At 71.2% G+C, this 25,997-nt stretch carries 35 protein-coding genes and 2 pseudogenes; 14 read left to right on the forward strand and 23 right to left on the reverse strand.

The genetic code is table 11. The features are described 5' to 3' along the window. Window positions 1–75: 75 nt before the first annotated feature. Window positions 76–1,002, forward strand: a complete 927-nt coding sequence (locus C8D87_RS01060; RefSeq protein WP_112225191.1) for an isopenicillin N synthase family dioxygenase — start codon at window positions 76–78, stop codon at window positions 1,000–1,002. Window positions 1,003–1,027: 25 nt separating this feature from the next. Further along, entirely contained in the window at window positions 1,028–1,390 is a 363-nt protein-coding gene (locus tag C8D87_RS01065) for a VOC family protein (protein ID WP_112225192.1), read from the forward strand. On the opposite strand, the gene C8D87_RS01070 is transcribed toward C8D87_RS01065, so the two are convergent. Then, window positions 1,387–2,016, reverse strand: a complete 630-nt coding sequence (locus C8D87_RS01070) for a class I SAM-dependent methyltransferase (RefSeq protein WP_112225193.1) — start codon at window positions 2,014–2,016, stop codon at window positions 1,387–1,389. The two genes, C8D87_RS01065 and C8D87_RS01070, sit on opposite strands and share 4 nt — an antisense overlap. Window positions 2,017–2,083: 67 nt before the next feature. Continuing rightward, the gene (locus C8D87_RS01075) at window positions 2,084–2,782 is read right to left on the reverse strand and encodes an SDR family oxidoreductase (protein WP_109637106.1); all 699 of its coding nucleotides are present in this window, start codon (window positions 2,780–2,782) and stop codon (window positions 2,084–2,086) included. Between the two features lie 42 nt (window positions 2,783–2,824). On the opposite strand from C8D87_RS01075, the gene C8D87_RS46700 reads away from it, so the two are divergent. Both C8D87_RS46700 and C8D87_RS46705 read left to right on the forward strand, forming a co-directional pair. After that, a complete protein-coding gene (locus tag C8D87_RS46700; RefSeq protein ID WP_215732128.1) occupies window positions 2,825–3,412 on the forward strand; it encodes a PadR family transcriptional regulator in 588 nt (195 codons plus the stop codon). Beyond that, the gene (locus C8D87_RS46705) at window positions 3,409–3,738 is read left to right on the forward strand and encodes a hypothetical protein (protein ID WP_211337350.1); all 330 of its coding nucleotides are present in this window, start codon (window positions 3,409–3,411) and stop codon (window positions 3,736–3,738) included. Before C8D87_RS46700 ends, C8D87_RS46705 begins: the two co-directional genes overlap by 4 nt. Here the strand turns inward: C8D87_RS46705 and C8D87_RS01085 are convergent. Then, window positions 3,729–4,100: a DoxX family protein gene (locus tag C8D87_RS01085; RefSeq protein WP_112225194.1), complete on the reverse strand. Its 372-nt coding sequence runs from the start codon at window positions 4,098–4,100 to the stop codon at window positions 3,729–3,731. The genes C8D87_RS46705 and C8D87_RS01085 overlap by 10 nt on opposite strands. 110 nt (window positions 4,101–4,210) lie before the next feature. Between C8D87_RS01085 and C8D87_RS01090 the strand changes: the two genes are divergently transcribed. Both C8D87_RS01090 and C8D87_RS01095 read left to right on the forward strand, forming a co-directional pair. Then, complete coding sequence (locus tag C8D87_RS01090; RefSeq protein WP_112226195.1) at window positions 4,211–5,074, forward strand: sucrase ferredoxin; 864 nt, start codon at window positions 4,211–4,213, stop codon at window positions 5,072–5,074. A 10-nt stretch (window positions 5,075–5,084) separates the two neighbouring features. Beyond that, window positions 5,085–5,612 (forward strand): AAA family ATPase, encoded by a 528-nt coding sequence (locus C8D87_RS01095; RefSeq protein ID WP_170166272.1) that lies wholly within the window; start codon window positions 5,085–5,087, stop codon window positions 5,610–5,612. Between the two features lie 43 nt (window positions 5,613–5,655). Here C8D87_RS01095 and C8D87_RS01100 read toward each other — a convergent pair whose 3' ends face one another. Then, entirely contained in the window at window positions 5,656–6,270 is a 615-nt protein-coding gene (locus tag C8D87_RS01100) for a TetR/AcrR family transcriptional regulator (RefSeq protein ID WP_233441841.1), read from the reverse strand. After that, window positions 6,257–6,475, reverse strand: coding sequence for a hypothetical protein (locus C8D87_RS01105; protein WP_112225197.1), 219 nt, complete (start codon window positions 6,473–6,475; stop codon window positions 6,257–6,259). Before C8D87_RS01105 ends, C8D87_RS01100 begins: the two co-directional genes overlap by 14 nt. A gap of 26 nt (window positions 6,476–6,501) precedes the next feature. Here C8D87_RS01105 and C8D87_RS01110 point away from each other — a divergent pair, with 26 nt between their 5' ends. Next, window positions 6,502–7,002, forward strand: a complete 501-nt coding sequence (locus C8D87_RS01110) for a CGNR zinc finger domain-containing protein (RefSeq protein WP_112225198.1) — start codon at window positions 6,502–6,504, stop codon at window positions 7,000–7,002. A gap of 1 nt (window position 7,003) precedes the next feature. Here the strand turns inward: C8D87_RS01110 and C8D87_RS45585 are convergent, their stop codons facing one another. Then, window positions 7,004–7,264, reverse strand: coding sequence for a pentapeptide repeat-containing protein (locus tag C8D87_RS45585; RefSeq protein ID WP_170166273.1), 261 nt, complete (start codon window positions 7,262–7,264; stop codon window positions 7,004–7,006). Window positions 7,265–7,466: 202 nt separating this feature from the next. After that, window positions 7,467–7,589, reverse strand: a pseudogene (locus tag C8D87_RS49055) (pentapeptide repeat-containing protein); the annotation flags it as partial. Window positions 7,590–7,771: 182 nt separating this feature from the next. On the opposite strand from C8D87_RS49055, the gene C8D87_RS01120 reads away from it, so the two are divergent. Further along, on the forward strand, window positions 7,772–8,287 hold the full coding sequence (locus C8D87_RS01120; protein ID WP_233441842.1) for a tetratricopeptide repeat protein: 516 nt from the start codon (window positions 7,772–7,774) through the stop codon (window positions 8,285–8,287). Here C8D87_RS01120 and C8D87_RS01125 read toward each other — a convergent pair. Beyond that, window positions 8,254–8,760: an NlpC/P60 family protein gene (locus C8D87_RS01125; RefSeq protein ID WP_211337349.1), complete on the reverse strand. Its 507-nt coding sequence runs from the start codon at window positions 8,758–8,760 to the stop codon at window positions 8,254–8,256. The genes C8D87_RS01120 and C8D87_RS01125 overlap by 34 nt on opposite strands. Window positions 8,761–8,810: 50 nt before the next feature. Here C8D87_RS01125 and C8D87_RS01130 point away from each other — a divergent pair, with 50 nt between their 5' ends. Next, window positions 8,811–10,235, forward strand: coding sequence for an amidase (locus C8D87_RS01130; RefSeq protein ID WP_112225200.1), 1,425 nt, complete (start codon window positions 8,811–8,813; stop codon window positions 10,233–10,235). A 36-nt stretch (window positions 10,236–10,271) separates the two neighbouring features. Here the strand turns inward: C8D87_RS01130 and C8D87_RS01135 are convergent, their stop codons facing one another. The 11 genes and pseudogenes from C8D87_RS01135 to C8D87_RS01180 form a co-directional block, all read right to left on the reverse strand. After that, window positions 10,272–11,348, reverse strand: a complete 1,077-nt coding sequence (locus C8D87_RS01135) for a hypothetical protein (RefSeq protein ID WP_112225201.1) — start codon at window positions 11,346–11,348, stop codon at window positions 10,272–10,274. A gap of 84 nt (window positions 11,349–11,432) precedes the next feature. Then, entirely contained in the window at window positions 11,433–12,710 is a 1,278-nt protein-coding gene (locus C8D87_RS01140; protein ID WP_112225202.1) for an RNA polymerase sigma factor, read from the reverse strand. 28 nt (window positions 12,711–12,738) lie between these two features. Then, complete coding sequence (locus tag C8D87_RS01145; protein ID WP_112225203.1) at window positions 12,739–13,161, reverse strand: YciI family protein; 423 nt, start codon at window positions 13,159–13,161, stop codon at window positions 12,739–12,741. A 177-nt stretch (window positions 13,162–13,338) separates the two neighbouring features. After that, window positions 13,339–14,532 (reverse strand): SPFH domain-containing protein, encoded by a 1,194-nt coding sequence (locus tag C8D87_RS01150; protein WP_109637101.1) that lies wholly within the window; start codon window positions 14,530–14,532, stop codon window positions 13,339–13,341. Between the two features lie 37 nt (window positions 14,533–14,569). Next, window positions 14,570–14,995: an NfeD family protein gene (locus C8D87_RS01155; RefSeq protein ID WP_112225204.1), complete on the reverse strand. Its 426-nt coding sequence runs from the start codon at window positions 14,993–14,995 to the stop codon at window positions 14,570–14,572. Between the two features lie 42 nt (window positions 14,996–15,037). Continuing rightward, window positions 15,038–15,850, reverse strand: a complete 813-nt coding sequence (locus C8D87_RS01160; RefSeq protein WP_109636938.1) for a DUF3097 domain-containing protein — start codon at window positions 15,848–15,850, stop codon at window positions 15,038–15,040. Window positions 15,851–15,861: 11 nt separating this feature from the next. Further along, window positions 15,862–16,563: an aminoglycoside phosphotransferase family protein gene (locus C8D87_RS01165; protein ID WP_170166275.1), complete on the reverse strand. Its 702-nt coding sequence runs from the start codon at window positions 16,561–16,563 to the stop codon at window positions 15,862–15,864. Between the two features lie 44 nt (window positions 16,564–16,607). Next, window positions 16,608–17,234 (reverse strand): S66 peptidase family protein, encoded by a 627-nt coding sequence (locus tag C8D87_RS01170; protein WP_325049635.1) that lies wholly within the window; start codon window positions 17,232–17,234, stop codon window positions 16,608–16,610. Between the two features lie 21 nt (window positions 17,235–17,255). After that, window positions 17,256–17,459: pseudogene (locus tag C8D87_RS48465) on the reverse strand (LD-carboxypeptidase); the annotation flags it as partial. A 226-nt stretch (window positions 17,460–17,685) separates the two neighbouring features. Then, window positions 17,686–18,474 carry an SCO1664 family protein gene (locus tag C8D87_RS01175; protein ID WP_112225206.1) on the reverse strand — a complete coding sequence of 263 codons (789 nt, stop codon included), beginning with the start codon at window positions 18,472–18,474 and terminating at the stop codon, window positions 17,686–17,688. Between the two features lies 1 nt (window position 18,475). Continuing rightward, window positions 18,476–19,042, reverse strand: a complete 567-nt coding sequence (locus C8D87_RS01180) for a DUF3090 domain-containing protein (protein ID WP_109636934.1) — start codon at window positions 19,040–19,042, stop codon at window positions 18,476–18,478. Between the two features lie 78 nt (window positions 19,043–19,120). Here C8D87_RS01180 and C8D87_RS01185 point away from each other — a divergent pair, with 78 nt between their 5' ends. Continuing rightward, on the forward strand, window positions 19,121–21,007 hold the full coding sequence (locus C8D87_RS01185) for a prolyl oligopeptidase family serine peptidase (RefSeq protein WP_112225207.1): 1,887 nt from the start codon (window positions 19,121–19,123) through the stop codon (window positions 21,005–21,007). Beyond that, the gene (locus C8D87_RS01190) at window positions 21,004–21,852 is read left to right on the forward strand and encodes a S66 peptidase family protein (protein WP_112225208.1); all 849 of its coding nucleotides are present in this window, start codon (window positions 21,004–21,006) and stop codon (window positions 21,850–21,852) included. Before C8D87_RS01185 ends, C8D87_RS01190 begins: the two co-directional genes overlap by 4 nt. A gap of 248 nt (window positions 21,853–22,100) precedes the next feature. On the opposite strand, the gene C8D87_RS01195 is transcribed toward C8D87_RS01190, so the two are convergent. Together C8D87_RS01195 and C8D87_RS01200 are read right to left on the reverse strand one after the other, a co-directional pair. Further along, on the reverse strand, window positions 22,101–22,814 hold the full coding sequence (locus C8D87_RS01195) for a poly-gamma-glutamate hydrolase family protein (protein ID WP_112225209.1): 714 nt from the start codon (window positions 22,812–22,814) through the stop codon (window positions 22,101–22,103). 54 nt (window positions 22,815–22,868) lie between these two features. Then, window positions 22,869–23,300 (reverse strand): Hsp20/alpha crystallin family protein, encoded by a 432-nt coding sequence (locus C8D87_RS01200; RefSeq protein ID WP_112225210.1) that lies wholly within the window; start codon window positions 23,298–23,300, stop codon window positions 22,869–22,871. A 104-nt stretch (window positions 23,301–23,404) separates the two neighbouring features. Between C8D87_RS01200 and C8D87_RS01205 the strand changes: the two genes are divergently transcribed. From C8D87_RS01205 to C8D87_RS47355, 3 genes are read left to right on the forward strand one after another with little or no spacing between them, the layout of a single operon-like run. After that, window positions 23,405–23,944, forward strand: a complete 540-nt coding sequence (locus C8D87_RS01205) for an HSP18 transcriptional regulator (protein WP_112225211.1) — start codon at window positions 23,405–23,407, stop codon at window positions 23,942–23,944. A 10-nt stretch (window positions 23,945–23,954) separates the two neighbouring features. Next, the gene (locus C8D87_RS47350; protein WP_233441843.1) at window positions 23,955–24,170 is read left to right on the forward strand and encodes a hypothetical protein; all 216 of its coding nucleotides are present in this window, start codon (window positions 23,955–23,957) and stop codon (window positions 24,168–24,170) included. Beyond that, on the forward strand, window positions 24,167–24,277 hold the full coding sequence (locus tag C8D87_RS47355) for a VOC family protein (protein WP_233441844.1): 111 nt from the start codon (window positions 24,167–24,169) through the stop codon (window positions 24,275–24,277). Before C8D87_RS47350 ends, C8D87_RS47355 begins: the two co-directional genes overlap by 4 nt. Here C8D87_RS47355 and C8D87_RS01215 read toward each other — a convergent pair. Next, window positions 24,274–24,780, reverse strand: a complete 507-nt coding sequence (locus C8D87_RS01215; RefSeq protein ID WP_112225212.1) for a GNAT family N-acetyltransferase — start codon at window positions 24,778–24,780, stop codon at window positions 24,274–24,276. The genes C8D87_RS47355 and C8D87_RS01215 overlap by 4 nt on opposite strands. A gap of 4 nt (window positions 24,781–24,784) precedes the next feature. After that, entirely contained in the window at window positions 24,785–25,996 is a 1,212-nt protein-coding gene (locus tag C8D87_RS01220) for an acyl-CoA dehydrogenase family protein (protein WP_112225213.1), read from the reverse strand. Window position 25,997: the final 1 nt, after the last annotated feature.

Raw genomic sequence — 25,997 nt, forward strand, 5'->3', positions numbered from 1 at the left:
GGCGTGCTGGCCGTGGTGGAGCGGTTGGGCTGGTTCGTCTGGTGCTGGAGGGCCGGTGGCGGTAGGAGTGCAGCCATGGGTGTTCCGCTGGTGGATTTGACCGGGTGGTTCGACGGCACGCGGCGTGCCGAGGTGGCGGCGCGGGTCGACGCGGCGTTGCGGGAGTCGGGGTTTCTGCTGATCACCGGGCACGGTGTGCCGGACGAGCTGCGTGGCCGCACGCGGGAGCTGACGCGCCGGTTCTTCGCGCTGCCGGCCGGTGCGAAGGAGCCGTACGCCGTGCGCACGGGCGGGCGGGGCTGGTTGCCGCCCGACGAGCAGGCCACCGGCAGGGCCGGCGGTGGTATGGCGCCACCGGATCTGAAGGAGACGCTGGCGTTCGGGTCGGACGATCCGGCGGGTGACGACCCGTTCTTCTTCCGCCCCAACGTCTTCCCCTCCGAGGTGCCGGGGCTCGAACAGGCGGTGACCGAGTACGCGGGGCGGATGCGGGCGCTGGCCGAGGAGCTGCTGACGATCTTCGCGGTGGCGCTCGGTGAGCAGGAGGACCTCTTCACCCGGCACACCGGCAAGGCCTCGTACACGTTGAACGTCAACCACTATCCGCCGTTGCGGCAGGTCGGGCCCGCTGGGCCGGGACAGTTCCGCATCGGTGAGCACACCGACTTCGGCACCGTGACGATCCTGGATCGTCAGCACGGTGTGGGCGGGCTGCAGGTGCGCAGCGTCGACGGGGTGTGGGAGGACGCGCCGTTCGACCCGGCCGCCTTCACCGTGAACATCGGTGATCTGATGGCCCGCTGGGTGTCGGACCGGTGGCGTTCCACCCCGCACCGCGTGCTGCCGCCGGACGCCTCGGCGCCGGACGAGGACCTGGTGTCGCTGATCTTCTTCTACAACACCGACACCGACGCGCGGATCGTGTCGCTCGACGGCCGCTACCCCGAGGTCGGTGGTGGCGAGTACCTGCGGGCCAAGCTCGCGGCGATCTCGCTCGGATGACCGGGGCGGACGACTGGGGTGTTTCGTGGCGATCGGTGAGCTCTACGACGTGGTGATCGGCTGCCCGGACCCGGACGGGCTCGCCGAGTTCTACCGGCAGGTGATCGGCGGGAGGATCGCCGACTCCGGCGGCGAGTGGACGACGCTGGTGACGCCGGACGGCAGGCGGGTGTCGTTCCAGCGCGTCGAGGGCTTCTCGCCGCCGCGGTGGCCGGGCCAGGAGCACCCTCGGCAGATCCACCTCGACGTCAAGGTCACCGACCTCGACGAGTCCGAGCCGCTCGTGCTGCGGCTGGGTGCGACGTTGCTGGAGGGCTCGCCCAAGCCGATCGGGTTCCGCGTCTACGCCGACCCCGCGGGGCACCCGTTCTGCCTGGTGACCAACTAGGCGCGCCACACCGTCGCGCTGCGGGTCTCGGTGCTCTCCAGCGTGAGCGGCACCGGTACCTCGTAGCGGGCCTGGGCGGTGAACCGGGTGCGCGGCAGGTGCGCGCGGTCCGGGTCGCCGAGCAGGACGAGCGCGCCCCGTGCCGCGGCCCTGGTCAGGAACGGCAGCACGAGCGCGGTGATCTCCGCGTCGTAGAAGACGTCCCCGGCCAGCACGACGTCGGCGCCGTGGGCGTCGCTGTCGAGCTGGTCACCGGGCAGCGTGCGGACCGCGACGCCGTTGGCCTCGGCGTTGAGCTCCACGGCGGCCAGCGAGAGCGGGTCGATGTCGTTGGCCGTCACCGAGTCCGCGCCCGCCAGCGCCGCGGCGATCGCGACCAGTCCCGAACCGGAGGCGAGGTCGAAGACCTTCTGGTCGCGCACCAGGCCGGGGTGGTCGAGCAGGTGCCGCGCCAGCGCTTGGCCGCCCGCCCACGGGAACGCCCAGAACGGCGGCTGGTCGTGGTCGGTGAGCTCCCACAGGTCCATCGCCTCGGCCGCGCTGTGCAGGACGACCTCGGGCACCAGCGGCACCGGCGTGAGGGTCGTGTTGGCGAGCACGAAGTCGGTGAGCGTGGCCGCGGACATGACGGAGAAGCTTAGGGGCAGCGCCGCCGGGGGCTTCAGAGGCGAAAGTCCGCACGTTCGCGCGGGGTCACGTCCCGCCCGTCACGCGCAGGATGGCGCCCGTCGCGTAGGAGGCCTCCTCCGACAGCAGCCACGCGATGGCGTTCGCGATCTCCTCCGCCTCACCGGGGCGTCCCATCGGCACCCGCCCGGCGACCTTGTCGGGCCGGTCGGGCTGGCCCGACAGCTGGTGGATCTCCGTGCGGATCGTGCCCGGCTGCACGCAGTTCACCCGGATCCCGCGCGGCGCGAGCTCCTTGCCCAGGCCGATCGTCATCGCGTCCACTGCGGCCTTGGTGGCGGCGTAGTGGACGTACTCCCCCGGGCTGCCCAGCGTCGCCGCGCCCGACGACACGTTCACGATCGCCCCGCGGGTCATCCGCCGCGCGGCCTCGCGGGCGACCAACAACGCGCCGACCACGTTCACGTCCACGACGCGGCGCAGGTCCTCGGTGCGCAGCTGCGCGAGCGGGCCCGACGGTGAGGTGATGCCGGCGTTGTTCACCACGCCGGTGATGTCGTCCCCGGCGGCGTCGAACAGCCGCGCGACGTCGTCCTCGTTCGCGGTGTCGGCCTGCACGGCGAGGACGCCGAGCTCTTTCTCCAGCGCGCGGGCCTCGTCGGCGGCCTGGCGATAGCTGATCACGACCCGGTGCCCGTCGCGCACGAGCCTGCGCGCGGTCGCGGCACCGATACCCCGGCTTCCCCCGGTGATCACCGTTGTCATGCCGTTCACCCTATACTCGGTTCCGGATATTTGGGAGCGGATATGACGTTCAGGCGCACGAACCCCCTGGCCCTCGCCGTGCTGGCGCTGCTGTCGGAGCGGCCCATGCACCCCTACGAGATGGCGCAGACCATGCGCGAACGCCACCAGGAGGAGGTGATCAAGCTCAACTACGGCTCGCTCTACACCGTCGTCGAGTCGCTGCGGCGCCACGAGCTGATCGCCGCGAGCGCCACCCAGAAAGCCGGCAACCGCCCCGAACGCACCGTCTACGCGATCACCGAGGCCGGCACCGCGGAGCTGCACGGCTGGCTGCGCGAGCTCATCGCCGTCCCGGCCAAGGAGTACCCGCGGTTCGAGGCCGGGATCTCCCTGGTCGGCCTGCTGCCCCCGCACGACGCGCTCGCCGTCGTCGAGCAGCGTCTCGCGGCGCTCGGCGAGCAGCTCACCGCGCTGGCCGTCCTGCTGGAGAAGCTGGCCGGGATGGGGCTGCCGCAGCTCGCGTGGATCGAGCTCGACTACCGGATGGCCGTGCTGCGCGCCGAACGCGCCTGGCTCACCTGGTTCGCCACCGCCACCCGCGAAGGCACCGTCGGAGGGTACGACGACTGGGAGGAACGACACCGATGAGACTGCTGTTCGAAGTGTCCGGCGTGGTGCGCGCGCCGCTGGAGGACGTGCGGGAACGCATGTTCGCCGATGCCGGTGAGTCCGGGCCGCACCGGCTCGTCGACCGCGCGCGGGGCGTAATCGCCTACTGGGGCGACTGGTGGTACCGCGGCGAGGACTCGCTGCACCCCCATCCCGAGGGCGCGCTGCTCGTGCACCGCGTCCACAACATCGCCAAGCAGGGCAACTGGGCCCCGTACCTGGCGAACAAGCTGTTCATCGGCTACCGGGCACGGCTCGAGGAGGGTCTGCGGCAGCGGATCGCCGAGCTCGAGGCTCAGACCTGACCGTAACGGACCGCCGCGACGAACACGGCCAGCGCGCACAGCACGAGGTTGATCGGCACCGTGGCCCACTCTCCGCGCCGCCCGTGCACGATCGCGGCCCCGACCTGCAGCAACGCCAGCCCCACCGCAGCGACCGGGGTGAGGATCGTGGCGACGCCGGTCAGCCACGGCACGACCAGCCCGAGCGCACCCGCGATCTCCGCCGCGCCGATCGCCTTGACCTGGCCGGGCGAGAAGTCCGCGACCCACCCCAGGCGCGGCTCGGTGAGCAGGTCCTGTTTCGGCTTCGCGACCTTCGTGAACCCAGCCATCAGGTACAGCGCCGCCAGCACGGCGGACACGATCCACGCAGCCACGTCCATGACCGGAAACCTAACCGCGGTTCGACGGGAGAACCACCAGCGTGCAAGCCGGAAGCAGTGAAGTAAGGGTGACCTTATTCCTCACCCGATCGGCCGTATAGAGTGTGCAGATGAGGTGCTCGATACTCTCCGACTTCGCGGGCGAACCGCTGGCCGGCACGGCCGCGACCGCGACAGCGTGGCTGTGCCTGGAGCAGCCGGGCCCGTGGGGCCGCGACGCGATCGTGGAGAGCCACCTCGACCCCGAGCTCGGCGCGGAGCTGCAACGCCGCGCCGCCGGCACCGGTGTCCGCATCCTGCTGATCCGCCGCCCGGGCAGGCACGCCGACACCCGCGTCGGTGGCAGTCGCCGCCTGTACCTGGCCTCGGCAAAGCCCGGCACGTCGTGGCTGGAGCAAGCCGACCTCGCCTCCCCGGAAGAGGCTCTCGAGCTCGACTTCGAGGCGCTGGGGCAAGGCCGCTCGACCGCGTTCGGCACGCCCGTCGAAGATCCGCTCCTGCTCGTCTGCACCAACAGCAAACGCGATGTCTGCTGTGCCTTGTACGGCCGTCCGATCGCCACCGCGCTCAACCTCTGGGAGTGCACGCACACGGGCGGGCACCGTTTCGCGCCCACCGGCGTCCTGCTGCCCACCGGCCACCTGTACGGGCGACTCGACCACCAGTTGGCCGAACGTGTCGTCACGGAGGGCATCCTCGCCGACCGGTGCCGGGGCCGCTCCTGCTTCACCCCGCGGGGGCAGGTCGCCGAGGTCGCCGTCCGCGCCCAGCTCGGCGAGACCCGCGACGTGCTCACCGTCGTCGGCGAGACCGCCGACTCCGCGACCGTGCGGCACACCGACGGCCGGGAGTGGCGGGTGGCACTCGCCGAACAGCCGGTCCCGCCGCGGCCCGCGAGCTGCGGCAAGTCCCCCGACATCGCGATCGCCCTCGTCGCCACCGCCATCGACCAGCTGGTGAAGGTCGGCCGCTAGATTTCGTGTGGTGCCCAGGCTGATCCACCTCAACGGCCCCACCGGCGTCGGCAAGTCGACCATCGCCGCCCGCTACGCCGCCGCCCACCCCAGGACGCTCAACCTCGACGCAGACGAGATCGTCCGGCTCATCGGCGGCTGGCAAGACGACTTCCACGGCACCGTCGGCCTCGTGCGGCCGCTCGCGATCACCATGGCCACCCACCACCTGGCCACCGGGCACGACGTGGTGATGCCGCAGCTCATCGCCCGCCACGCCGAACGGGAACGGTTCGCCGAGGCCGCCCGCTCGGCAGGCGCGCAGTACCTGGAGTTCGTGCTGCTCGCGCCCGCCGGCGTCGTGACACGGCGGTTCCAGCAGCGGGATCACCACATCGACCGCGTCGTCGAGGCGCTGGGCGGGGTGACGGCGGTCGAGCGGAGCTGCGCCCTGCTGGCCGGCTACGTCACGGCGGACTCGATCGTGATCGAGACCGGGGGCGACGACGCCGACCGGACATGCGAAACGCTGATCACCGCCCTGTCGGCGCGGCCCTGAACTGTCGGAGCCGCGCGGCTCCGACAGTGCGCCCCCGCGGTGATCAGCTTGACTCTGCTGATCTCCGTTCCGGTGACGGGCCGGCGCTGGGCACGGTCGCGGAGAACACGCCGATCCCCAGCGCGTACGGGTCGTCGAGGCCCACGGTCTCGAGCGTCTCCACCGGCAGCGCCAGCAGCGAGATCGCCACACCGAGGAAGTAGGCGTCGAGCAGGCCGGTGTCGCGCACGGTCGAGGGCAGCCCGGCCGCCTGCTGCAACGCCGCACCGGCCTCGGCGTTGGCCAGCACCATGCCCGACAACGCCGCGCGCACTCCCGGACGGCGCACGGCCTCCAGGTAGAGCTCGACCATCGCGAGCATCTGGGTCGGGTCGTCGGCCACCGCGCGGCGCAGCAGGGCCGGGTAGAGCTCGGCCACGTCGGCGGGGCTGATGTCGGCCGGTGTGGTCTCGCGCAGGCGGTCGACGGCGGCCCGGTGCAGCGAGGTCATGCGCGCGGCGGCGGCCTCGAGGATCGACTCGCGCGTCGGGAAGTAGTTCTTGGTGGTGCCGATGGGGACGCCGGCCTCGCGGTCGATCGCGCGGTGGGTCAGTCCCCGGCCGCCTTCCACCGCGAGGATCTGGATCGCGGTGTCGCACAGAAGATCACGACGGCTCACGGTCCGGGACACTAGCAAGATCACCACGGGTGTGGTGAACCGGGGCGAACGTGCTGGTCCCGGCGGTCGCGACGACCACGCCGCGTTCGACGACGAGGAACAGCCCGCAGACACAGCGGACGTAGGACACCGCGCCGTGCCCGGAGGCGTGCACGGACGTGGCGGACGAGCAGGACCAGCGGCAGGCGGGGCAGGTGGCGATCATGTGCCCCAGCGTGATGTCATGGTCTAGTGCATTTCAACCCTTACGGAGGGACGGCGGCCGGGCTCGCCGCGAAGCTGGTCAACGCCGACCCGGCCACACCCCTCATCGACGTGCTGAAAGCGTCGGACTACAAGCCGCTGGGCTCGCTCGACGCCCGGCAGGAACGTGACGTAAGAGACTGGGTGGAGCGGCTGCGGCAGGTCTTCCGCGCGCCCACCGTGGACCTGCTCAACGAGCTGCTGGCCGAGTCGTCGACCACGCACTACATCTCCACCCACGACGACCGCGCCCCGCACCTGCACTACGCGCGCGAGGACGCGCCCACCGACGTCCGGGTCAAGGCGTACACGGCCGCGGGCTTGGCGGCGTTGTTCTGCGAGGACGCCCAGCGCATCGGCTGGTGTGGCAGGGACGGCTGCGACACGGTGTTCGTCGACACCAGCCGCAACGGACGCCGCCGCTTCTGCTCCACGAAATGCGCGAACCGCGTCGCCGTGGCCAACCACCGCAGCCGCCAGGCCGGATAGCTCAGCCGGCGTGAACGCGATGCCCGAACCGGGTGTTCTCGAACCGGGTGTTCTCGAACGACGACTCGCCCCCGAACGCGGCCTCCACGAAGTCCTCCCGGCCGCGGAACCACGTGCCCGCGAACGACGCCGCCCCCGCGAACCAGGCACGCCGGAACACCGCGCGGCCGCCGAAACGCACCCCTGAGCAGTCCAGGTCCGAGCCGAACCGGGTGCCGGTGAAGTCGGCGCGGCCGGAGAACCGGGTACCGCGCAGCGTCACCGCACCGGCGGCGTGGATGTTCGAGAACTCGCCGTTCCCCGCACACCGTCGCCCCGCGCAGACCGAGACCGCGGGCGAACACCGACTGCGTGAACAGCACGTGCCGGCCGAAGAACGCGCCGGGCGCCTCGACCTCACCGAGGAACGTCGCCTGGTCGAACCGCGTGTCGCCGAGGAACCGGGCGCCGTCGAACCGTGCCGTGCCCAGACGGCACTGCGAGAGGTCGAAGTCGACGAGCGTGGCGCGCCGCAGGTCGATCTCGCCGCCCAGCCAGAAACCTGGCCCCGGCCGCAGGTGCGCGGCCAGCGTCGCCTGCAGCACCATCCGCCACCGCTGGTCGGCCTCGGTCCCCGGCCACGGCAGCCCGCGCAGCGCCTCACACAGCACGTCCAGCGCCGGCTGCCGGTTCTGCACCGCCCGCCCGCCGTACTCGACCCAGTCCCGCAGGCCGCTCAGCCGCGCATCGGCCTCGGGGGCAGTGAGCCGGCGGCGGATGTCCTCCAGCGGTGACCGTGGTGGGGTTTCTCGCCGCGCGCGTGGGCGACCTGACCACCGCCTGGGACCACTGCCAGGCCGCACTCACGCTCAACCGGCAGCTCCACAACCCCGACGGCGAGGCGGGCACCCTGGACAGCCTCGGGTTCATCGCCCACCGCAGCGGCGACCACCACCAGGCCCTCGACCTCTACCAGCAGGCGCTCACCCGTACCGCGGCCACGGCCACGGCAACGAGGTCCCGGACATCCTCGACCACGTCGGCCATCCCCACGCCGCCCTCGGACAGCACGACCACGCCCGCGCGGTCTGGCAGGAGGCCCTGGAGCTGTACCGCGACCAGGGCCGCGACAACGACGCCGCCCGCGTACAACGGCAACTCGACGGCCTCACCCCGGCACCGGGCGGGTGAGGCCGGCACGCGGCGCGAGCCGCGTGCCCGGTTCACCGCAACCACATCGCGTCGTGGCAATCGGCTGGTCAGCGCGGGTTTTCAGCCGGTGACGTTGTTGAGCTTGCGCGGGTAGTAGCCGTCGGTACCGCTCAGGCCGTACTTCAGGACGCGGTACGTCGTGCCGTAGACGTCGCGCTGCTCGTACGCCCAGTACGCGGTCTTGTAGGGGTCGGCCCACTTGTCGAAGATCACGACGTGACGGGTGGTGCCGGTGCCCACGGGGTCGACGACGATGTCACCCCACCGCATGTCCTTGGCGGCGATCTTGGTCGAGTAGGTGTCGTACAGCTCGACGGTGCGCTGGCCGGGCGCGCCGATCTTGGCGGCCATCGAGACGTAGCCCGAGCAGTCCTGGCGGTAGCCCTCGGCACCCCAGTAGCTGGTCTGGCTGTACGGGACGGGCCCGCCGTTGTTCGCGGTGAGCCAGGTCTTCGCGCGGGCGATCAGGTCCGCCCGGCTGATGGTCGCGGCCTGGGCCGGCAACGCGGAGACCAGGGTCGTGCTCACGGCTACGAGGACGGCGGCGGCCATTGCGAGGACTCTCATGCGTGGAACTCCCATTCCGTAGATCACCTGTCGGCGCTTAGGGTCGGTTCATGGAGCTGACGGAGCTGTGTTTCGCCGGGGTCGCGAGGCAGGCGCACGCCGTGCGGTCCGGCGGGGTGACCGCGAGGGACCTGGTCGCCGATCACCTCGGCCGCATCGAGCGCGTCGATCCGCAGCTCAACGCGTTCCGCACGGTGTTCGCCGAGAAAGCCCTGGCAGAGGCCGAGGCCGCGGACGAACGCCGGGCGAACGGGGAGGATCTGCCGTTGCTGGGCGTGCCGATCGCGGTCAAGGAGGACATCGCGATCGCGGGCCTCCCGACGACCAAGGGCACGAACGCGGCCCGCGCCCCGGAACCGGCGGACTCGGCGATCGTGGCGCGCCTGCGCGCGGCCGGAGCGGTGATCATCGGCCGCACCCGCATGCCCGAGCTGGGGCTGTGGCCCTACACCGAGAGCGGCTGGGCGGGGCCGACGCGCAACCCGTGGTCGCTGACGCACTCCCCCGGCGGTTCCAGCGGCGGGTCCGCCGCGGCGGTCGCGGCCGGGCTCGCGGCGGCGGCCATCGGCACCGACGGCGCCGGGTCGATCCGCATCCCCTCGGCGGTGACGGGCCTGTTCGGGCTCAAGCCCCAGCGCGGCCGCGTCTCGCTGGCGCCCGAGCGCGAGGTGTGGGGCGGTCTCGTGGTGGCCGGGCCGATCACCCGCACGGTGCTGGACTGGGCGTTGGTCGCCGACCAGATCCACGGCGCGGTGCCCGGTGACCCGCACGTCGCGCACCCGCCGCGCACCAGCTTCACCGAGGCCGCCACGACCGATCCGGGGAAGCTGCGGATCGGGGTGTCGCTGCGGCCGTGGGGTCCGGGCATACCGATCGCCGACGAGGTCCGCGACGCCGTGCAGGACACCGCGGCGCTGCTCACCGACCTCGGCCACGACGTCGTGCGCATCGACCCGCCGATGCGCGACGTCGTCGCGTCCACCCAGTTCGCCGTGCGGTACCTGCACAACGCGCACCTGGCGCGCGCCGGTATGGAGTTCCCGGACCTGCTCGAGCCCCGCACCCGCGCGGTCGGCGAGCTGGGCCGGCGGCTGCCGCGGGGACTGGTGCGCTGGGCCCGCAAGGACGACGCGGCGCTGACCGCGCACGCGAACCGGATCTTCACGTCGGTCGACGTGCTGCTCACCCCGGCGCTGACCCGCCCGCCGATCCGTGTCGGCGAGTGGGACCGCCGCAACGTCGTGGCCGCGTTGCTGGCCGCCTCGCACTACACGTCGTTCCTGCAGATGTGGAACGTCGTGGGCAATCCCGCGGCCGCCGTTCCCGCCGGGCGCACGTCGTCCGGCCTGCCGCTCGCGGTGCAGCTGGTGGGCCGCCGCCACGACGAGTGCACGCTGCTGTCGGTGTCCGCCCAGCTGGAACGCGCGCGGCCGTGGGCGGACCGAACCCCCTCCGGCCTCGGTCATGCGAACTAGGATAGTACGAGGACGGACTATCCGAACTGGAAATGGTCAGAGTCCGCGTCTGGACAACTCGTCGAGCAGCTGACTGTCCGCGACGTGCCGCGACTTGATGTGTTCCAGGTAGTCCGCGAACGCGTCCGGCTGCAGGCCGCGTAGTTGTTCGAGCCATTCGACCACCAGGTCCTGCTCCTCGAGGCCGCGACGCGCGAGCTCGACCTCGACGATGCGCCGGTACACCTCGACCGCGAGACGGCTGCCGTCCTGCACCAGGTGGTTGACCAGCTCGGCCCGCAGCGGCGGCCACTCGTCGGTGTGCACGACCAGCGCGCGCATCTTGAGGTAGACGTCGAGGTTGGGCCGGGCGAAGAACGCCTCCTTGCACACCTGCACCGCCCGCTGCGGAGCGCCGTGACGCAGGTGTTCCTCCACGGCCAGGTCGATCAGCCGCAGCGCCGCGCCACGCCCGCCGACGGCGCGCAGACCGCGCTCGACCCATTCGAGGGCGTCCTCGCCGCGGCCGTTGTCGCGCAGCACGGTCGCGACCTGCAGGTAGTGCCAGCCCGAGGACAGGTCCTTCGACAGCACCAGCAGCTGCAGGTCGACGTCCTCGGTGTACTCGGCCAGCTCCTCCATCACCCGCAACAGGGCCCAGCGGGCGCGGTCGTAGCGGCCGGTCTCGCCGAACCCGATCACCGGCAGCGGCTCGAACAACGCCACCGCGCGCTCGCGGTAGTGGGCCAGGCCCTCGTCGTCGAGGGCGTCGGCGTAGGCGGAGAGGCTCACGTCGGGTGCGTCGGGGTGGTGCAGCTGCAGGTCGAGCAGCCAGTCCGCGAGCCGGACCGGGTCGGGACGGGTCTGGGCGCACGCGCGGGCGTGGATGCCCAGCACGCGGTGGGCCAGTTCGGCGAGCTCGACCCGGTGTCTTCGGCTGTTCGCCACTCCGTCGGCCAGCTGGGTGACGATCTGTTCGATCAACCCGACCAGCTCCGGGCCGGGGTCGGTGACCAGCAACGACTGCAGTTCGACCGACACGCCGATGAGGGCCTGCCAGCGGGCGGGCCAGTCCCCGTTCTCACCGTCGGCCTCGAGCAACGCGGAGGCGACGGTGGCGGGCAGCGTGGTCATCACAACATCATTCCCGCGTAGCCCGGTCGAGTGCCACAGATGTCGCCCTAACGGATTTAAGGTTCACCCCGCGTGGTCAGACGCCTACAGGTCAGCGAGTTTGCGGGTCAGCACGGCGCGTTCACGTTCGTTTCCGCACAGGCGAATCGCCTGCTCCAGCTCGGTGCGCGCCTCGTCGAGGCGGCCCAGGCGGCGCAGCAGCTCCCCGCGCACTCCCGGTAGTTGGTGCGAGTCCTTGAACGCGTCCCCGCCCGCGAGGTCGTCGACGATCGGCAGCGCGGCGGCCGGGCCCCGCGCCATGGAGACGGCGACCGCGCGGTTGAGCTCCACCACCGGGGACGGGGCGAGACGGCCGAGCGCTTCGTAGAGCACGACGATGCGGTTCCAGTCGGTCTCCGGCACCGAGGGGGCCACCGCATGGCACTCGGCGATCGCGGCCTGCAGCCCGTAGTAGCCATAGCCGCGGCCGGCGTCGGCGGCCTTGGCCAGCGCCGCACGTCCGCGGGCGATCGCGGACCGGTCCCAGCGGCGGCGGTCCTGGTCCTCCAGCAGCACGGTCTCGCCGTCGGGGCCGCGACGGGCCGGGAAGCGGGCGGCGGTGAGCTCGAGCAGTGCGAGCAGGCTGTGGACCTCGGGTTCGGACGGCATCAGCCGCGACATGATCCGCGCGAGCCGCTGCGCCTCACCAGCCAGGTCCAGGCGTATGACCTCGTCGCCGGAGCTGGCGGAGGAGCCCTCGGTGAAGATCAGGTAGATGACGCTGAGCACCTGCGCCAGCCGCGCGGGGCGTTCGTTGACCGGCGGTACCTCGAACGGCACCTTCGCCGCGCCGAGGGTCTTCTTCGCACGGGTGATGCGGGCCTGCACGGTCGCGGTCGGCACGAGGAAAGCCCGCGCGATCTCGTCGCTGGTCAGACCGCCGATCACGCGCAACGTCAGCGCCACCCCCGCTTCCCGCGACAGCACCGGGTGGCAGGAGGTGAACATCAGGGCGAGGGTGTCGTCGTCGATCTGGTCGGGGTCCCACAGCACGTCGTCCGGCGCGGGCCCGGGATCGGTGGCACCGGTGAGCGCGCCGCCCTCGGCCAGGTTGTGGGCAAGGGCGGCGTACTTCTCGTCACGAGTGCTGCGGCGGCGGAACGCGTCGATCGCGCGGCGCCGCCCGACCGTGAGCAACCATCCGGCCGGGTTGTTCGGCACGCCTTCGCGCGGCCACGTCACCAGTGCCTCGGCCAGCGCTTCCTGGGCGAGGTCCTCGGCCAGCGCGAAGTCGCCGGTGTAGCGGGTCAGCGCACCGACGATCCGAGCCGAGTCGATGCGCCAGACCGCGGCTACGGCCTTGCGGCCGGTGGGGTCGCTCATGGGGCCCCATTAGATCAAACGCCGCAGATCAGAGCTGGCCGGTCCGCTCGCGCCATGCCCGTTCCTTCTTGATCCACTCGTTGTCCGCGGGGAACTCGTCGATCGTGGGGACGCGGCGGATCTCGGTCTTGAAACCGGCGGCGGTCATCGGCGTCCTCTTCGCCCACTCGATGGCGTCGGCCATGCTGGGGACGTTGATCAGGTAGAAACCGTTGAACAGCTCCTTGGTCTCCCCGTACGGGCCGTCGGTGACCACCGGCGGTTCGCTGGAGAAGTCCACGACCACGCCTTCCTCGGCGGGCGCGAGGCCTTCCGCGGCGAGCAGTACGCCGGCCTCGATCAGCTCCTCGTTGAACCGTCCGACGGTCTCGAGCATCTGGTCGAAGTCGATCTCGCCGAGGTTGCTCCAGGCCTCATCGGAGGTCACGCGCCAGATCAGCATGAACTTCATGTTTCACTCCCCAGTGGGATCGCGAGGGTCCGTTGTGGACCCTTTCACGCCAAGGTCGAACGGGCGGGCTCTTCCGTCGACACCCGGCCCGGAATTTCCAGAACTTTCTGTTCGCGCAGGTCAGACGACTGAGCGGCCCACCCCGGCGTCCGGGATGGGCCGCTCGCGTGTCGTTGCTCAGGCCTGCTCGTCCGGCTGGTGCAGCGAGCGCGGCTGCTCCGCCTCCAGCTCCGGTACAGCGGCGGCGGTGCCGACCGAACGCGGCGCGCTCAGCGGGCCGGGCACCTCCTTGCGCGCCACGGCCTCCGCGGCGGCGACGGCCTCGGCGACCTTCGGGTCCGACGCGGTGTCGAACCAGTCGGCGACCGAGGGGTCGTCCTCCTCGGGCCTGGGCCGTTCACCGGTGTCGGCGGGCGGCTCGTAGCGGAAGACGCCGTCGTCGCCGGGCGCGCCGAGCATGCGGGCGAACCCTTCGAGGGCCTTGCCGTAGTCGGACGGGATCATCCAGACCTTGTTCGCGTCGCCCTGCGCCATCTGCGGCAGCGTCTGCAGGTACTGGTAGGCCAGCACCTCCGGCGTCGGGCGGCCGTCCTTGATCGCGGCGAAGACCTTCTCGATGGCCTTCGCCTGGCCCTGGGCCTGCAGGTAGCGGGCGGCGCGTTCACCCTGGGCGCGCAGGATCTGCGACTGGCGCTCGGCCTCGGCGGCGAGGATCGCGGCCTGCTTGGCGCCCTCGGCCGCGAGGATCTGCGACTGCTTCTGACCCTCCGCGGTCTTGATCGAGGACTCCCGCTGGCCCTCGGCGTTGAGGATCATGGCGCGCTTCTCCCGGTCGGCGCGCATCTGCTTCTCCATCGAGTCCTGAATGGACGGTGGCGGGTCGATGGACTTCAGCTCGACGCGGGCGACCCGCAGGCCCCACCGGCCGGTCGCCTCGTCGAGCACGCCGCGCAGCTGGCCGTTGATGTAGTCGCGGGAGGTGAGGGTCTCCTCCAGGCTCATGCCACCGACGAGGTTGCGCAGCGTCGTGATCGTCATCTGCTCGACGCCGATGATGTAGTTGGAGATCTCGTACACCGCACTGCGCGGGTCCGTGACCTGGAAGTACACGACCGTGTCGATCGACACCGTGAGGTTGTCCTGGGTGATCACCGGCTGCGGCGGGAACGACACGACCTGCTCGCGCAGGTCGATGCGGGCCCGCACCTTGTCGATGAACGGCACGATGATGTTCAGGCCGGGCGCCGCGATGGTGCGGAAGCGGCCGAGGCGTTCGATGACGGCGGCCTGCGCCTGCGGGATGACCAGTACCGATTTGACGGCGATGGTCAGCACGAAGATCGCGACGACGGCCACGATCACGGCGGTGATCGGGTCCAACTCGGTTCACATCCTTCTGAGAAGAGCTCTACACCGCGGCGATGACCACGGCGGTCGCACCCGAGATCTCGACAACGGTGACGGCTTCGCCTGCTTCGATCACGGACCCGTCGAGGGTGCGCGCGCTCCAGGTGTCGCCGCCGATCTTGACCTGCCCGCTGTGCTCGTCGACCGGGGTCAGCGCGACGGCCCTGCTGCCGAGCAGGGCCTCGTGGTGCATCTTGATCCCGGATCCGAGCTGCAGCCGTTTCTTGAGCACCGGCCTGGCGCCGACGATCAGGCCGAGCGATGTCACGGCGAAAACGAGCACACTGACCAGCTCACCCGCACCCAGTGCGGACACACCCGCCGCTGCCAGCGCGGCGGCGCCGAGCATGACCAGCACGAAGTCACCGGAGAGAACCTCGGCGACGACGAGCAGTATCCCGACGATCAGCCAGATCAGCGCGGCCATGCGCCCATACATACACCAACACCGCGCGCGTGGCTGCGAGATTCACCGTGCTGGGCCCTCGACCGTAACGAAATCGATCAACCGCTCGACCGCGCCGAGCAGATCGGACTCGATGTCGCGGTAGCTGCTGACCGCGCCGAGCACCCGCTGCCAGCCTTCCCAGGTCTCGCCCCAGCCGAGCTGCGCGCAGACGCCTTCCTTCCAGGGCACGTTCCTGGGGATGACGGGCCAGGCGTCGATCCTGAGCGCCTGTGGCTTCACGGCCTGCCAGATGTCGACGTACGGGTGGCCGGTGACCAGGACGTTGTCGTCGTGGATCCGGTCGACGATGCGCTGTTCCTTCGAGTTGTGCACCAGATGGTCGACCAGGACGCCGAGGCGGCGGTGGGGCGCGGTGCCGAACTCGGCGATGCGCTGCGGCAGTTCGTCGACGCCGTCGAGCGGTTCCACGACGATGCCCTCGACGCGCAGGTCGTGGCCCCAGACGCGTTCGACGAGCTCGGCGTCGTGCTTGCCCTCGACCCAGATGCGGCTGGCCTTGGCGGTCTGGGCGCGCAGGCCTTCGACCTTGACGGAGCCGGACGCGCTGATGCGGGGTTTCTGCTGCTGCGGCGCGGGTTTGACGAGGGTGACGGGCCGGCCGTCGAGCAGGAACCCCGCGGGGTTGAGCGGGAACAGGCGGTGGCGGCCGTGGCGGTCCTCCAGGACGACCTGGCCGTGCTCGAACTTCACGACGGCGCCGCAGAATCCGCTGGCGGGGTCCTCGACGACGAGGCCGGGTTCTGCCGGGACCTCGGGGACCTTCTTGCGCTTCGGGGTGGACAGGATGTCGCGGCCGTAGTCGTGAGATCGCACGACCGCGAACCCTAGCCGTAGAACGGTTTGAAGGCGGTGAGCCACTCGTGGACGCGGTCGAGGTCGACGTCGGCGCCGTGCAGGTCGTGGCCGTCGTGGACGAGGTCCATCCAGTCGAACGCCGGGTCGCCCACGTGGGCCCGCGGGTCGATGGCTTTCGGGCCGTCGGGGCTCTGCAGGACGTTGCCGGGGTGCATGTCGCCGTGCAGCAGCACCTGGTCGACGTCGTCCTCGGCCAGTTTGCGGGCGCGGTGGTGCTCGGTGGCGTAATAGATGCCGGTGCGGCGGGTGAGGACGGTTTCGAAGAGGAAGTCGACGCGGTCACGCAGCGGCGGGAAGCCGGCGGGATTCGCGGTGTGCAGGTGCGGGAGGACGCGCGCGGGGTCGGTGGCGGGGGTGCCGGGGTCGATCTTCTCCAGCAGCAGGGCGCCGCGGGCGAGGTCGGTGTCGAGCACGTCGACCATGGCGGGTGTGCCGGCCCAGGCGGTGAGGGCGCGGGCTTCGAGGGCGGCGACGTCGTGGTCGGGGGTCACCTTCAGCACGGCGTTGGTGCACAGGAAGGTGACGCCGGTGCCGCCGGGCGCGAGCGTGACGACGGTTAGGCCCCAGCGGGCGGACAGGGTGGCGATCAGGCCGGGCAGCGCGTCGATCCACGCGGTGACGTCGTCGCCGAACCGCCGGACGAGGCGGGATCTGGAGTCGTCGTCGATCACCCGGCTCAGGTTAGCGAGCCGGCGCCGAGCCGATCGGGTGCGGTTCAGCAGGTGACGGTGATCGTCCGCTGCGGCCCGTCGATCCTGATGGTGCCGCCGACCGGGATGATGACCTGCGGGTCGGTGTGGCCGAGGTCGACGTCGAACACGATCATCGTGTCCGGCGCGTACTCGGCGAACGCCTTGAGGACCGCCTGGCGCTGCGCGGTGGCGCGGTCGGTGTCCTGGTTGGTGAAGAACCACGACTTGGCCCGCCCGACCAGCACGCCGGCGAACCGCTGCAGCAGCCCGCGTTCCCCCATGTTGCGCAGGATCCGGTAGACCTCGACGTCGGTGGGCATCTCCTCGGAGGTCTCGAAGAACAGGATGTCGCCCTCGTAGTGCTCGGGCGCTTTGATCTCCTTGTCGGCCATCATCAGCCACGACAGGATCTCCAGGTTGCCGCCCCACGACCTGCCTTCCGCCACGTGATCCGGCTGGTGCCAGATCCACCCGCCGCTGGCCTCCAGCACGGGCTCGGTGTCGAAGGTGCCCGGCTCCTCCCACGGCAGATCCTTGTCGCCGTAGGCGAAGCTCTCGGTCAGCCGGTACGGCCCCGGCGTGAACAGCGCGGCCTTGAGCGAGCCGGCGCTGGTGGGGTGCATGGCGCCGGGCCGCCCGAAGTGGACCATGACGCTGCCGCCGGAGAACCCGACGATCCCCCGGTTCCGCAGCCACAGCAGCAGGTTGGTGTTGTCGCTGTGCCCGAAGAACGGCTTGGGATTCGCGGTGATCAGCTCGGTGTCGAGGTGCGGCAGCACGGTGATCTGGTCGTCGCCGCCGATGGTGGCGATCACGGCCCTGATGGTGGGGTCTGCGAACGCCTCGTGCAGGTCGGCGGCGCGTTCCCGCGGGGTCGCGCCCCATCTTGCGGGTGGTGGGGTATTCGACCGGTTCCAGGCCGAACTCGGTTTTCAGGCGGTGCAGGCCGAGTTCGTAGGGCAGCGGGAACAGGCCCGGTAATCCCGCGGCCGGGGAGACGATCGCGACTCGGTCACCGGGCTGGGGCTTGGGCGGGTTGATCATCGGCATGGTTGCCGAGGGTAACGCCGGGTTCCGCGGTCGCGGCCGGTCGCGCGGTGATCAGAAGGCGGGCCAGGGGATGGCGGGCCAGTCACCGGAGGGTTCGGGGTAGACGCTGGCGGCGAGGAGCTTGTCCGTGCGCTCCCCCACGGCGCGGACCTCGGCGCGGGTGAGGTGGTCGTGCAACTGTTCCCCCAGCGTGCCGTCGAGCTCGGATCTGAGACGCCGCAGCGACTCCAGGACCTCCTCGGGCAGGGGCTCGCGGGCCCAGCCCCACAGGACGGTGCGGAGTTTCGGTTCGGTGTGCAGGCAGATGCCGTGGTCGACGCCGTAGACCGCGCCGTCGAGGGCGTGCAGGACGTGACCGCCTTTGCGGTCGGCGTTGTTGACGACGACGTCGAAGGCGGACATCAGGGCGATGCGCGGGTGGTCGGCGTGCACGAGGACCGCGGGGTCGCCGAAGCGGTCGTGGGCGTGGAAGACGGGGATCCAGCCGGGTTTGACGTCGTCGACGCCGATGATGTCGACGAGCTCGTCCTCTTCGCGGGTGTCGATCCAGAGCTGGACCATGCCGCTGCCGAACGGGCCGGGGCGCAGCACGGTCGGCGGCACCAGGTCCAGGCCCGCGCCGGCCGAGATCAGGTAGGTGGCGACCTCGCGGCCCGCCAGGGTGCCGTCGGGGAAGTCCCACAGGGGACGTTCGCCGCGCACGGGTTTGTAGACGCACTGGGCGTCGACGCCGTCGAGCGAGATCTTGCAGAACAGGGTGGCGTTGGAGGCGTCGACCAGGCGGCCCTCGACCTCGATGCGGCCGTGGTTCAGCAACTCCAGAGCCGCGGCGGCGTCCACGTCAGTCTTCTTCGCTGCGGCGGTAGCCGTTCTGCCGCGGGCAGATGTGGCCGTCCGGGTCGAGCGGTTCGGCGCACAGGGGGCACGGTTTGCGGCCGGCGTTGACGACGCGGTCGGCGCGCTCGGCGAAGGCGCGGGCAGCCGACGGGGACAGGAAGACCCGCACGGCGTCGGGGCCCTCCTCGGTGTCGTCGAGGACGACGGCTTCGTCGACCTCCTCCTCGGAGATCGCGAGGAGCTCGATCACGACGGCTTTGGACTCGGCGTCCCAGCCGAGGCCCATGGTGCCGACGCGGAACTCCTCCTCGACGGGCACGTCGAGGGGTTCGGTGTCGAGGTCGTCGGGCGGCGCGTCGTCGGGCACGTCGGTGCCGAAGCGGCGGTGCACCTCCTCGAGCAGCGAGCCGATGCGTTCGGCGAGGACCTGGACCTGCTGCTTCTCGAGCGCGACGCTGATCAACCTGCTCTGCTCGGAGGCCTGCAGGTAGAAGGTGCGGTCGCCGGGCTGCCCGACGGTTCCTGCGACGAACCGGTCGGGTGCGCGGAATACGTGGATGACACGAGCCATGGCCCTTACGACCCTAGGCCACGTGGAGATCGTCGGCAGGTCCTCCCCCACCAAACACTCCGCGTATAGGGTCGGGTTGTGGTGAAGATCGCTTCGTACGGGACGTGGACCTCGCCGATCAGCGCCGGCGACACCTCGAAGCCGGGTGGTGGGTTCCAGTGGGCCGACCTCGCCGGTGAGCGCGTGTGGTGGGCGGAGAGCCGGCCGGCGGAGGGCGGCAGGGTCACGCTGGTGCGTGACGGTGCCGAGGTGCTGCCCGCCCCGTGGAACGCCCGCAACCGGGTGCACGAGTACGGCGGCAGGCCGTTCGTGGTGCTGGCCGAGGACCGGGTGGCGTTCACGAACTGGGACGACCAGCGCGTTTATGTGTTCAACCCGGACGATCCGAGGCCGGTGCCGCTCACGCCCGAGCCGCCGCGGCATCACGGGCTGCGCTACGCCGACCTCTCGGCAGGCCCGGACGGCGAGGTGTGGTGCGTGCGGGAGACGATCACCGGTGACGCGCGCACCGACGTGCGCCGCGACCTGGTGGCGATCACCCCGGACGGCGAGGTGCGGGTGCTGGGCGCCTCGCACCACTTCATGACCGGCCCGAAGATCAGCCCGGACGGCACGAAGTTCGCGTGGATCGGCTGGAACCACCCGCAGATGCCGTGGGACGGCACCGAGCTGTGCGTCGCCGACGTCGGATCCGCCGAGCACCGGGTGCTGTGCGGCTCGCCGACCGAGGCGGTGTGCCAGTTCGAGTGGGAGGGCGACTCCCTGTTGGCGCTGACGGACCCGGACGGCTGGTGGAACCTGTTCCGCGTCGGCCTGGACGGTTCGCGCAAGAACCTCGCGCCGTGCGAGGAGGAGCTGGGCGGGCCGATGTGGCGGCTGGGCAACCGCTGGTTCGCCACGCTGTCGCCCGGCCGGTACCTCGTGGTCCGCTCAGGTCACCTCGCGGTGCTCGACGAGCGGTCGGCGACGGTGACCGACGTGCAGACCGACCTGCCGACGTGGGCACCGGAACTGTCGGTGCGCGACGGCGTGGTGATCTGCGGTGCGGCGGGGCCCACGTCGGAGTTCGCGGTCGTGCGGCTGGACCTGTCCAACGGTGAGCTGACGTATCTGACCGGCGGCGAGTCATCGCCGGAGGACGCGTATCTGCCGGTGCCGGTCGAGCGGATGTTCGGGGAGATCCCGGCGTACGTGTACGCACCGTCCAACCCGGGCTTCGCCGCGCCCGAGGGCGAGCTGCCGCCGTACGTGGTGCACGTGCACGGCGGCCCGACGGGGCGCGCGTTGCCGAAGCTCGACTCCGACATCGCGTACTTCACCAGCCGCGGCATCGGTGTGGTGGCGGTGAACTACGGCGGCTCCACCGGCTACGGCAGGGCGTTCCGGGAGCGGCTGCGTGAGCAGTGGGGTGTCGTGGACGTGGAGGACTGCGCGTTCGTGGCCCAGCAGCTGGCCAAGGAGGGCACGGCGGATCCGCAGCGCCTGGGCATCCGGGGTGGCTCGGCGGGCGGCTGGACGTCGGCGGCGTCGCTGACCTCGACGGACGTGTACCAGTGCGGCATGGTGGCGTTCCCGATCCTGGATCTGAAGGGCTGGACGTCGGAGGGCGGCGAGACGCACGACTTCGAGTCCCGCTACGTGGAGGGCCTGGTCGGCACGCTGCCGGAGGCCGAGGAGCGGTATCGGGAGCGGTCGCCGTCGACGAAGGCTCGGTCGGTGTCGGGTCCGGTGCTGTTGCTGCAGGGCCTGGAGGACGAGATCTGCCCGCCGGAGCAGGCCGACCGGTTCGCCGCCGATCTGGCGGGGTCGGGGATCCGGCACGCCTACCTGACGTTCGAGGGTGAGCAGCACGGGTTCCGCAAGGCGGAGAACATCAAGACGGCGCTGGAGGCGGAGCTGTCGTTCTACGGCCAGGTGTTCGGGTTCGTCCCGCCGGGCGTGCCGGTGCTGGAACTGTCGGAGTGACGTTGCTGTCGCGCGGGGACCGGGTCGCGCTGGTGTCACCGGCCGGCCCGGCTCCGGAGTCGAAGGTCGACGCGGGTGTGGCGGTGCTGCGCTCGTGGGGACTCGAGGTCACCACACCTGTGGTGGAGCGGTGGTCGCTGCCGTATCTGGCCGGGCCGGACGAGGTGCGGGCGGCGGAGTTCGTGTCGGCATGGTGCTCGGACGTGGCCGCGGTGGTGTGCGTGCGGGGCGGCTACGGGTGTCTGCGGATGACCGACCTGGTGCCGTGGAAGGACCTGCCACCACGGGTTTTCGTGGGTTCGTCGGACGTGACGGTGCTGCACGCGGAGCTCAACGCGGTCGGTCGGGCGACGGTGTTCGGGCCGATGCCGGGCACGTCGGACTTCGTGGACGACCCGGTGGCGCAGCAGCGGTTGCGGGCGTTGTTGTTCGAGGGCACGTCGTCGTGGACGGCCGGAACCGCTGTGGTGGCGGGGACCGCGCGTGGGGTGCTCACGGGCGGGAACGCGACGTTGCTGGCAGCGTCGGTGGGCGGGCCGCGGTGGGCGCCGCCGGTCGACGGCGCGATCGCGTTGCTGGAGGACATCGGCGAGGAGCCCTACCGGCTGGACCGCATCCTGACGCAGCTGGTACGGGCGGGCTGGTTCGAGCCGGTGTCGGGGATCGTGCTGGGGTCGTGGACGGACTGCGGTGACGTCGGCTCGGTGCTGCACGACCGGCTGTCGGGGCTGGGGGTGCCGGTGCTGGGTGACTTCGGGTTCGGGCATTGCGCCGGGCAGTGGTCGCTGCCGCTGGGGGTGCGGGCGGTGCTGGACGCGGCGGCGGGGACGTTGACGCTCGCCTGATCGGTGAGGCCTTCGCGGCCGGCGTGGCGGTGCTCGGGTTCCGGCGGCTGGGCGCGGTGGCGGGGAGGCTGATGCCGGTCAGACCGGTTGGGGGGCTTCGCGGGCGGCGCGGCGATGGTCGCCACGCCTCGGTTCCGGCCGCTGGGCGCGTTGCCGTTGGTCTGAGCGGTTGGGGCCTCGCGGGTGGCATGGCGGTGGTTGTCGCCGCTGCTGGGCCGACAGCTCGCCGCCGGCCCAGCCGTTCTGAGCTAGTTGTTGAGTGCTTCCCTCGCGGCGATGGCGGCGCGGCAGGCGTGGACGAAGTCCCAGAAGACCTCGGTCGTGGTGTGCCGGCGGTCGGAGCGGGAGTTCTCGGCGAACATGGCGTTGCGCAGCGGCGTGGTGAGTTCCAGCTGGCCGCCCTGCCTGGAGCGGGTGCGGTTGGCGATGTTCGCGCGGTCGTAGCCGCCCAGTATCGGGTGGTCGACGGCGTCGACGGTGTGGAACCCGGCGCGGCGCAGCCTGGTCAGCAGTTCCAGGCGCAGCAGCGCGTCGCGGCCGCCGACGAGCACGGCGCGGTCGTGGTCTTCCAGCCCGGCGGCCGCGGCGGTGCAGCCGTGCAGGCCCAGGGCGTGGGAGGCGCCGGAGACGAGGGTGCGGGCCACGCGGTCGTCGCAGTTGGACGAGGTGACGTGCAGCTCGTCGTTGGCGATCGACCGCAGGCCCTCGAACATCCAGTAGTCGTGCGTCTGGCCGATCGGCACGCGGGTGGAGGGGTGGTAGCCCGCGATCGCGAGGCAGAGTTCCGAGGTGCCGATCTCGATGCCGCCGCCGTGCGGGGCGAGGATCACCGAGGGCGTGCGGGGCCGGTGCCGCTTGAATCGGCGCCGGTAGTCCACCCGTTCCACCAGGCGTGGATCGGCGTAGAGGTCGGAATTGGACGCGTAGACGTCTAACGCCGTCCACTGGGGCTGGGGTCTCATGGCGGGCGGAAGCCTACCTGGCGTCACCCGGTCGGCCGCCGCCCGCCGGGTGAGTCACGCGTCGATCTGCTTGGGCGCTTCCTCGCCCGAGCTGATGGCGATCTTGCGGGGCTTCGCGCGCTCGGCGATCGGGATCCGCAGCGTCAGCACACCCGCGTCGTACTTGGCGTCGATGTGGTCGGTGTCGAGCGTGTCGCCCAGGAACAGCTGGCGCGAGAAGGCGCCCAGCGGCCTCTCCGACACCTGCATCTCGACGTCCTTGCCGACCGGCCGGCGCTCGGCCCTGACGGTGAGGACGTTGCGCTCGACGTCGAGCTCGATCGCGTCCGGTGTCACGCCGGGCAGGTCGAAGCACACGACGAACTGGTCACCGTCGCGGTAGGCGTCCATCGGCATCGCCGTGGGCCGCGACCACGTCCCCGGCGTCCCGAAGACCTGCTGCGTCAGCCGGTCCAGCTCGCGGAACGGGTCAGTGCGCATCAACATCTGACACCTCCTGTTTATCCCTCTGTGGACTGTCAATGCGCTGTGCCTCCGTTGTAGCATGTCGTCGGAACGATGACAAGCCCATCGGTCATCGGAAGGATGACATGACGAGTGACTACGAAACCGTCCGCAAGACCGCCTCGTCCCCCGGCGATGCGAACCAGGTGCTCGCCGCGCTGATGTTGCTGCGGCAGCTGCGCGACGAGCTGTCGGGCTGGGAACCGCAGCTGATCGAGGCGGCTCGCGCGCTGGGGACGAGCTGGGCCGATCTCGCGCCGGCGCTGGGGGTGGCGAGCCGGCAGGCGGCGGAGCGCCGGTATCTGCGGGTGCGGCGGACCGGCGAGGCCGGGACGGGTGACGAGCGGGTGCAGGCCGAGCGCGACCGGCGGGCCGGCGACAGGGCGGTGGCGGCGTGGGCTCGGGAGAACGCGGGCGTGCTGCGGATGCTGGCCGCGCAGGTCGGGCAGCACTCGCCGGAGGTGCGGCAGGCGCTGGGCAGTGAGGACGCCGCGGGCCTGCTGGGGCCGCTGGCGGACGCGCAGCACGGCTTGCGGGCCGGGCAGCCGGGGCTCGCGGAGCAGATCGCGGAGATCGGGGCGCAGACCGACCAGGTGCGGACGGACGCGCTGAATCGCCGCGGCTAGCGTGGAGGGCATGCGCGTCAACGCGGTCACTGTCGGCACCTCGAAGCCGCGAGAGCTTGCCGGCTTCTACGCGCGGTTGCTCGGCGCCGGGGTGGGCGGTGCCGATGACGACTGGGTCGAGGTGCGGGTGCCGGGCGGGTTCACCCTGGGATTCGAGCGGAAGCGGGTGAGCGGACGGCGTCACAGCACCTGGACGTCGAGGTCGACGACCTGGACGAGGCGGTGAGGCGCGCCGTGGCGTGTGGGGCGGTGCCGGCCGGGGTGCAGCCGCAGGAGGACGTGCGGGTGCTGTTCGATCCGGACTGGCACCCGTTCTGCCTCTTCTTGGGCTAGAGCCGCTGGGCGAGCAGTCGTCCTGGCCAGGTGCCGTCCTTGGCGGTGAACGTCGCGATCGGGGTGAAGCCCTGCTTCTCGTAGTAGGCGACGAGGCGGTGGTCGTCGCCGTCGTAGCAGTCGACACGCAGGAGTTCCGCGCCGGCGGCGCGTGCCTCGGTGCGGGCGTGGGCCAGCAAGGTGGCTCCGACGCCCGCACCGGCGAAGGCGCGTGCGGTGACCAGCAGGGACACGTAGTGCTCGGGTTCCGTCGCGGGTGGCACGTAGTCCGGGGACGTGGTGGACGTGATGACCACCCCGGCCACCACCCCGTCGACGACGGCGAGCCACACGGTGCCGGACGACGCGAGCTGGGTGAACCGGTCGACGGCGGCCGGAATGGCGGACCAGTGGCCGGTCCCCCACTGGCCGGTGCGCCCCCGGGAGGCGAGCCAGTCCTGGGCGTCGTCGAGCATCCGCATGATCGCCGGCACGTCGGCCGGTCCACCCCGCACCACATCCATGGCTCTACTGGTACTTCTTGAGCTCCCGCTTGGCCAGCGACATGCGGTGGACCTCGTCGGGGCCGTCGGCGATGCGCAGGGTGCGGGTGGCGGCCCAGAGTTCGGCGAGGGGGAAGTCCTGGCTGACGCCGGCGCCGCCGTGGGCCTGGATGGCCTTGTCGAGGACCCATTCGGCCATCAGCGGGGTGCCGATCTTGATGGCCTGGATCTCGGTGTGGGCGCCCTTGTTGCCGACGGTGTCCATCAGCCACGCGGTCTTCAACACGAGTAGCCGGGCCTGTTCGATGCGGACGCGGGACTCGGCGATCCACTCGTGCACGACGCCCTGGGCGGCGATGGGCTTGCCGAACGCGACGCGGGAGGCGGCGCGCCTGCACATCAGTTCCAGGGCGCGTTCGGCCATGCCGATCAGGCGCATGCAGTGGTGGATGCGGCCGGGGCCGAGCCGGGCCTGCGCGATGGCGAAGCCCTCGCCCTCCCCGGCGATGAGGTTGGACGCCGGGACGCGCACGTTGTCGAAGACGATCTCGGCGTGGCCGCCGTGCGCGTAGTCCTGATAGCCGAAGACGTGCATGGCGCGCTTGACGGTGATGCCGGGGGTGTCGCGCGGGACGAGGATCTGCGACTGCTGGCGGTGCCGGTCGGCTTCGGGGTCGGTCTTGCCCATCACGATGAAGATGGCGCAGTTGGGGTTCATCGCGCCGGAGGACCACCACTTGCGGCCGTTGATGACGTACTCGTCGCCGTCGCGTTCGATGCGGGTCGCGATGTTGGTGGCGTCGGAGGAGGCGACGTCGGGTTCGGTCATGCAGAACGCCGAGCGGATCTCGCCGTCGAGCAGCGGCTGCAGCCACTGCTTCTTCTGCTCGTCGGTGCCGAACATGGCCAGCACCTCCATGTTGCCGGTGTCCGGCGCGGCGCAGTTGAGCGCTTCGGGGGCGAGGTGCGGGCTGCGGCCGGTGATCTCGGCCAGGGGCGCGTACTGCAGGTTCGTCAGGCCCGCGCCGTGCTCGGCGTCGGGCAGGAACAGGTTCCACAGGCCTTGCTTGCGGGCCTCGGCCTTGAGTTCCTCGAGGACGGGCTGGCGTTCCCACGGGTCGGCGGCGTCGTGGAGTTGCTGCTCCAGCACGGCTTCGGCCGGGTAGACGTGGGAGTCCATGAAGGCCAGCAGGCGGGAGCGGAGTTCCTCGGTCGTGGCGTCGTAGGCGAAGTCCATG

The sequence above is a fragment of the Lentzea atacamensis genome, assembly GCF_003269295.1.
GTDB lineage: Bacteria > Actinomycetota > Actinomycetes > Mycobacteriales > Pseudonocardiaceae > Lentzea > Lentzea atacamensis.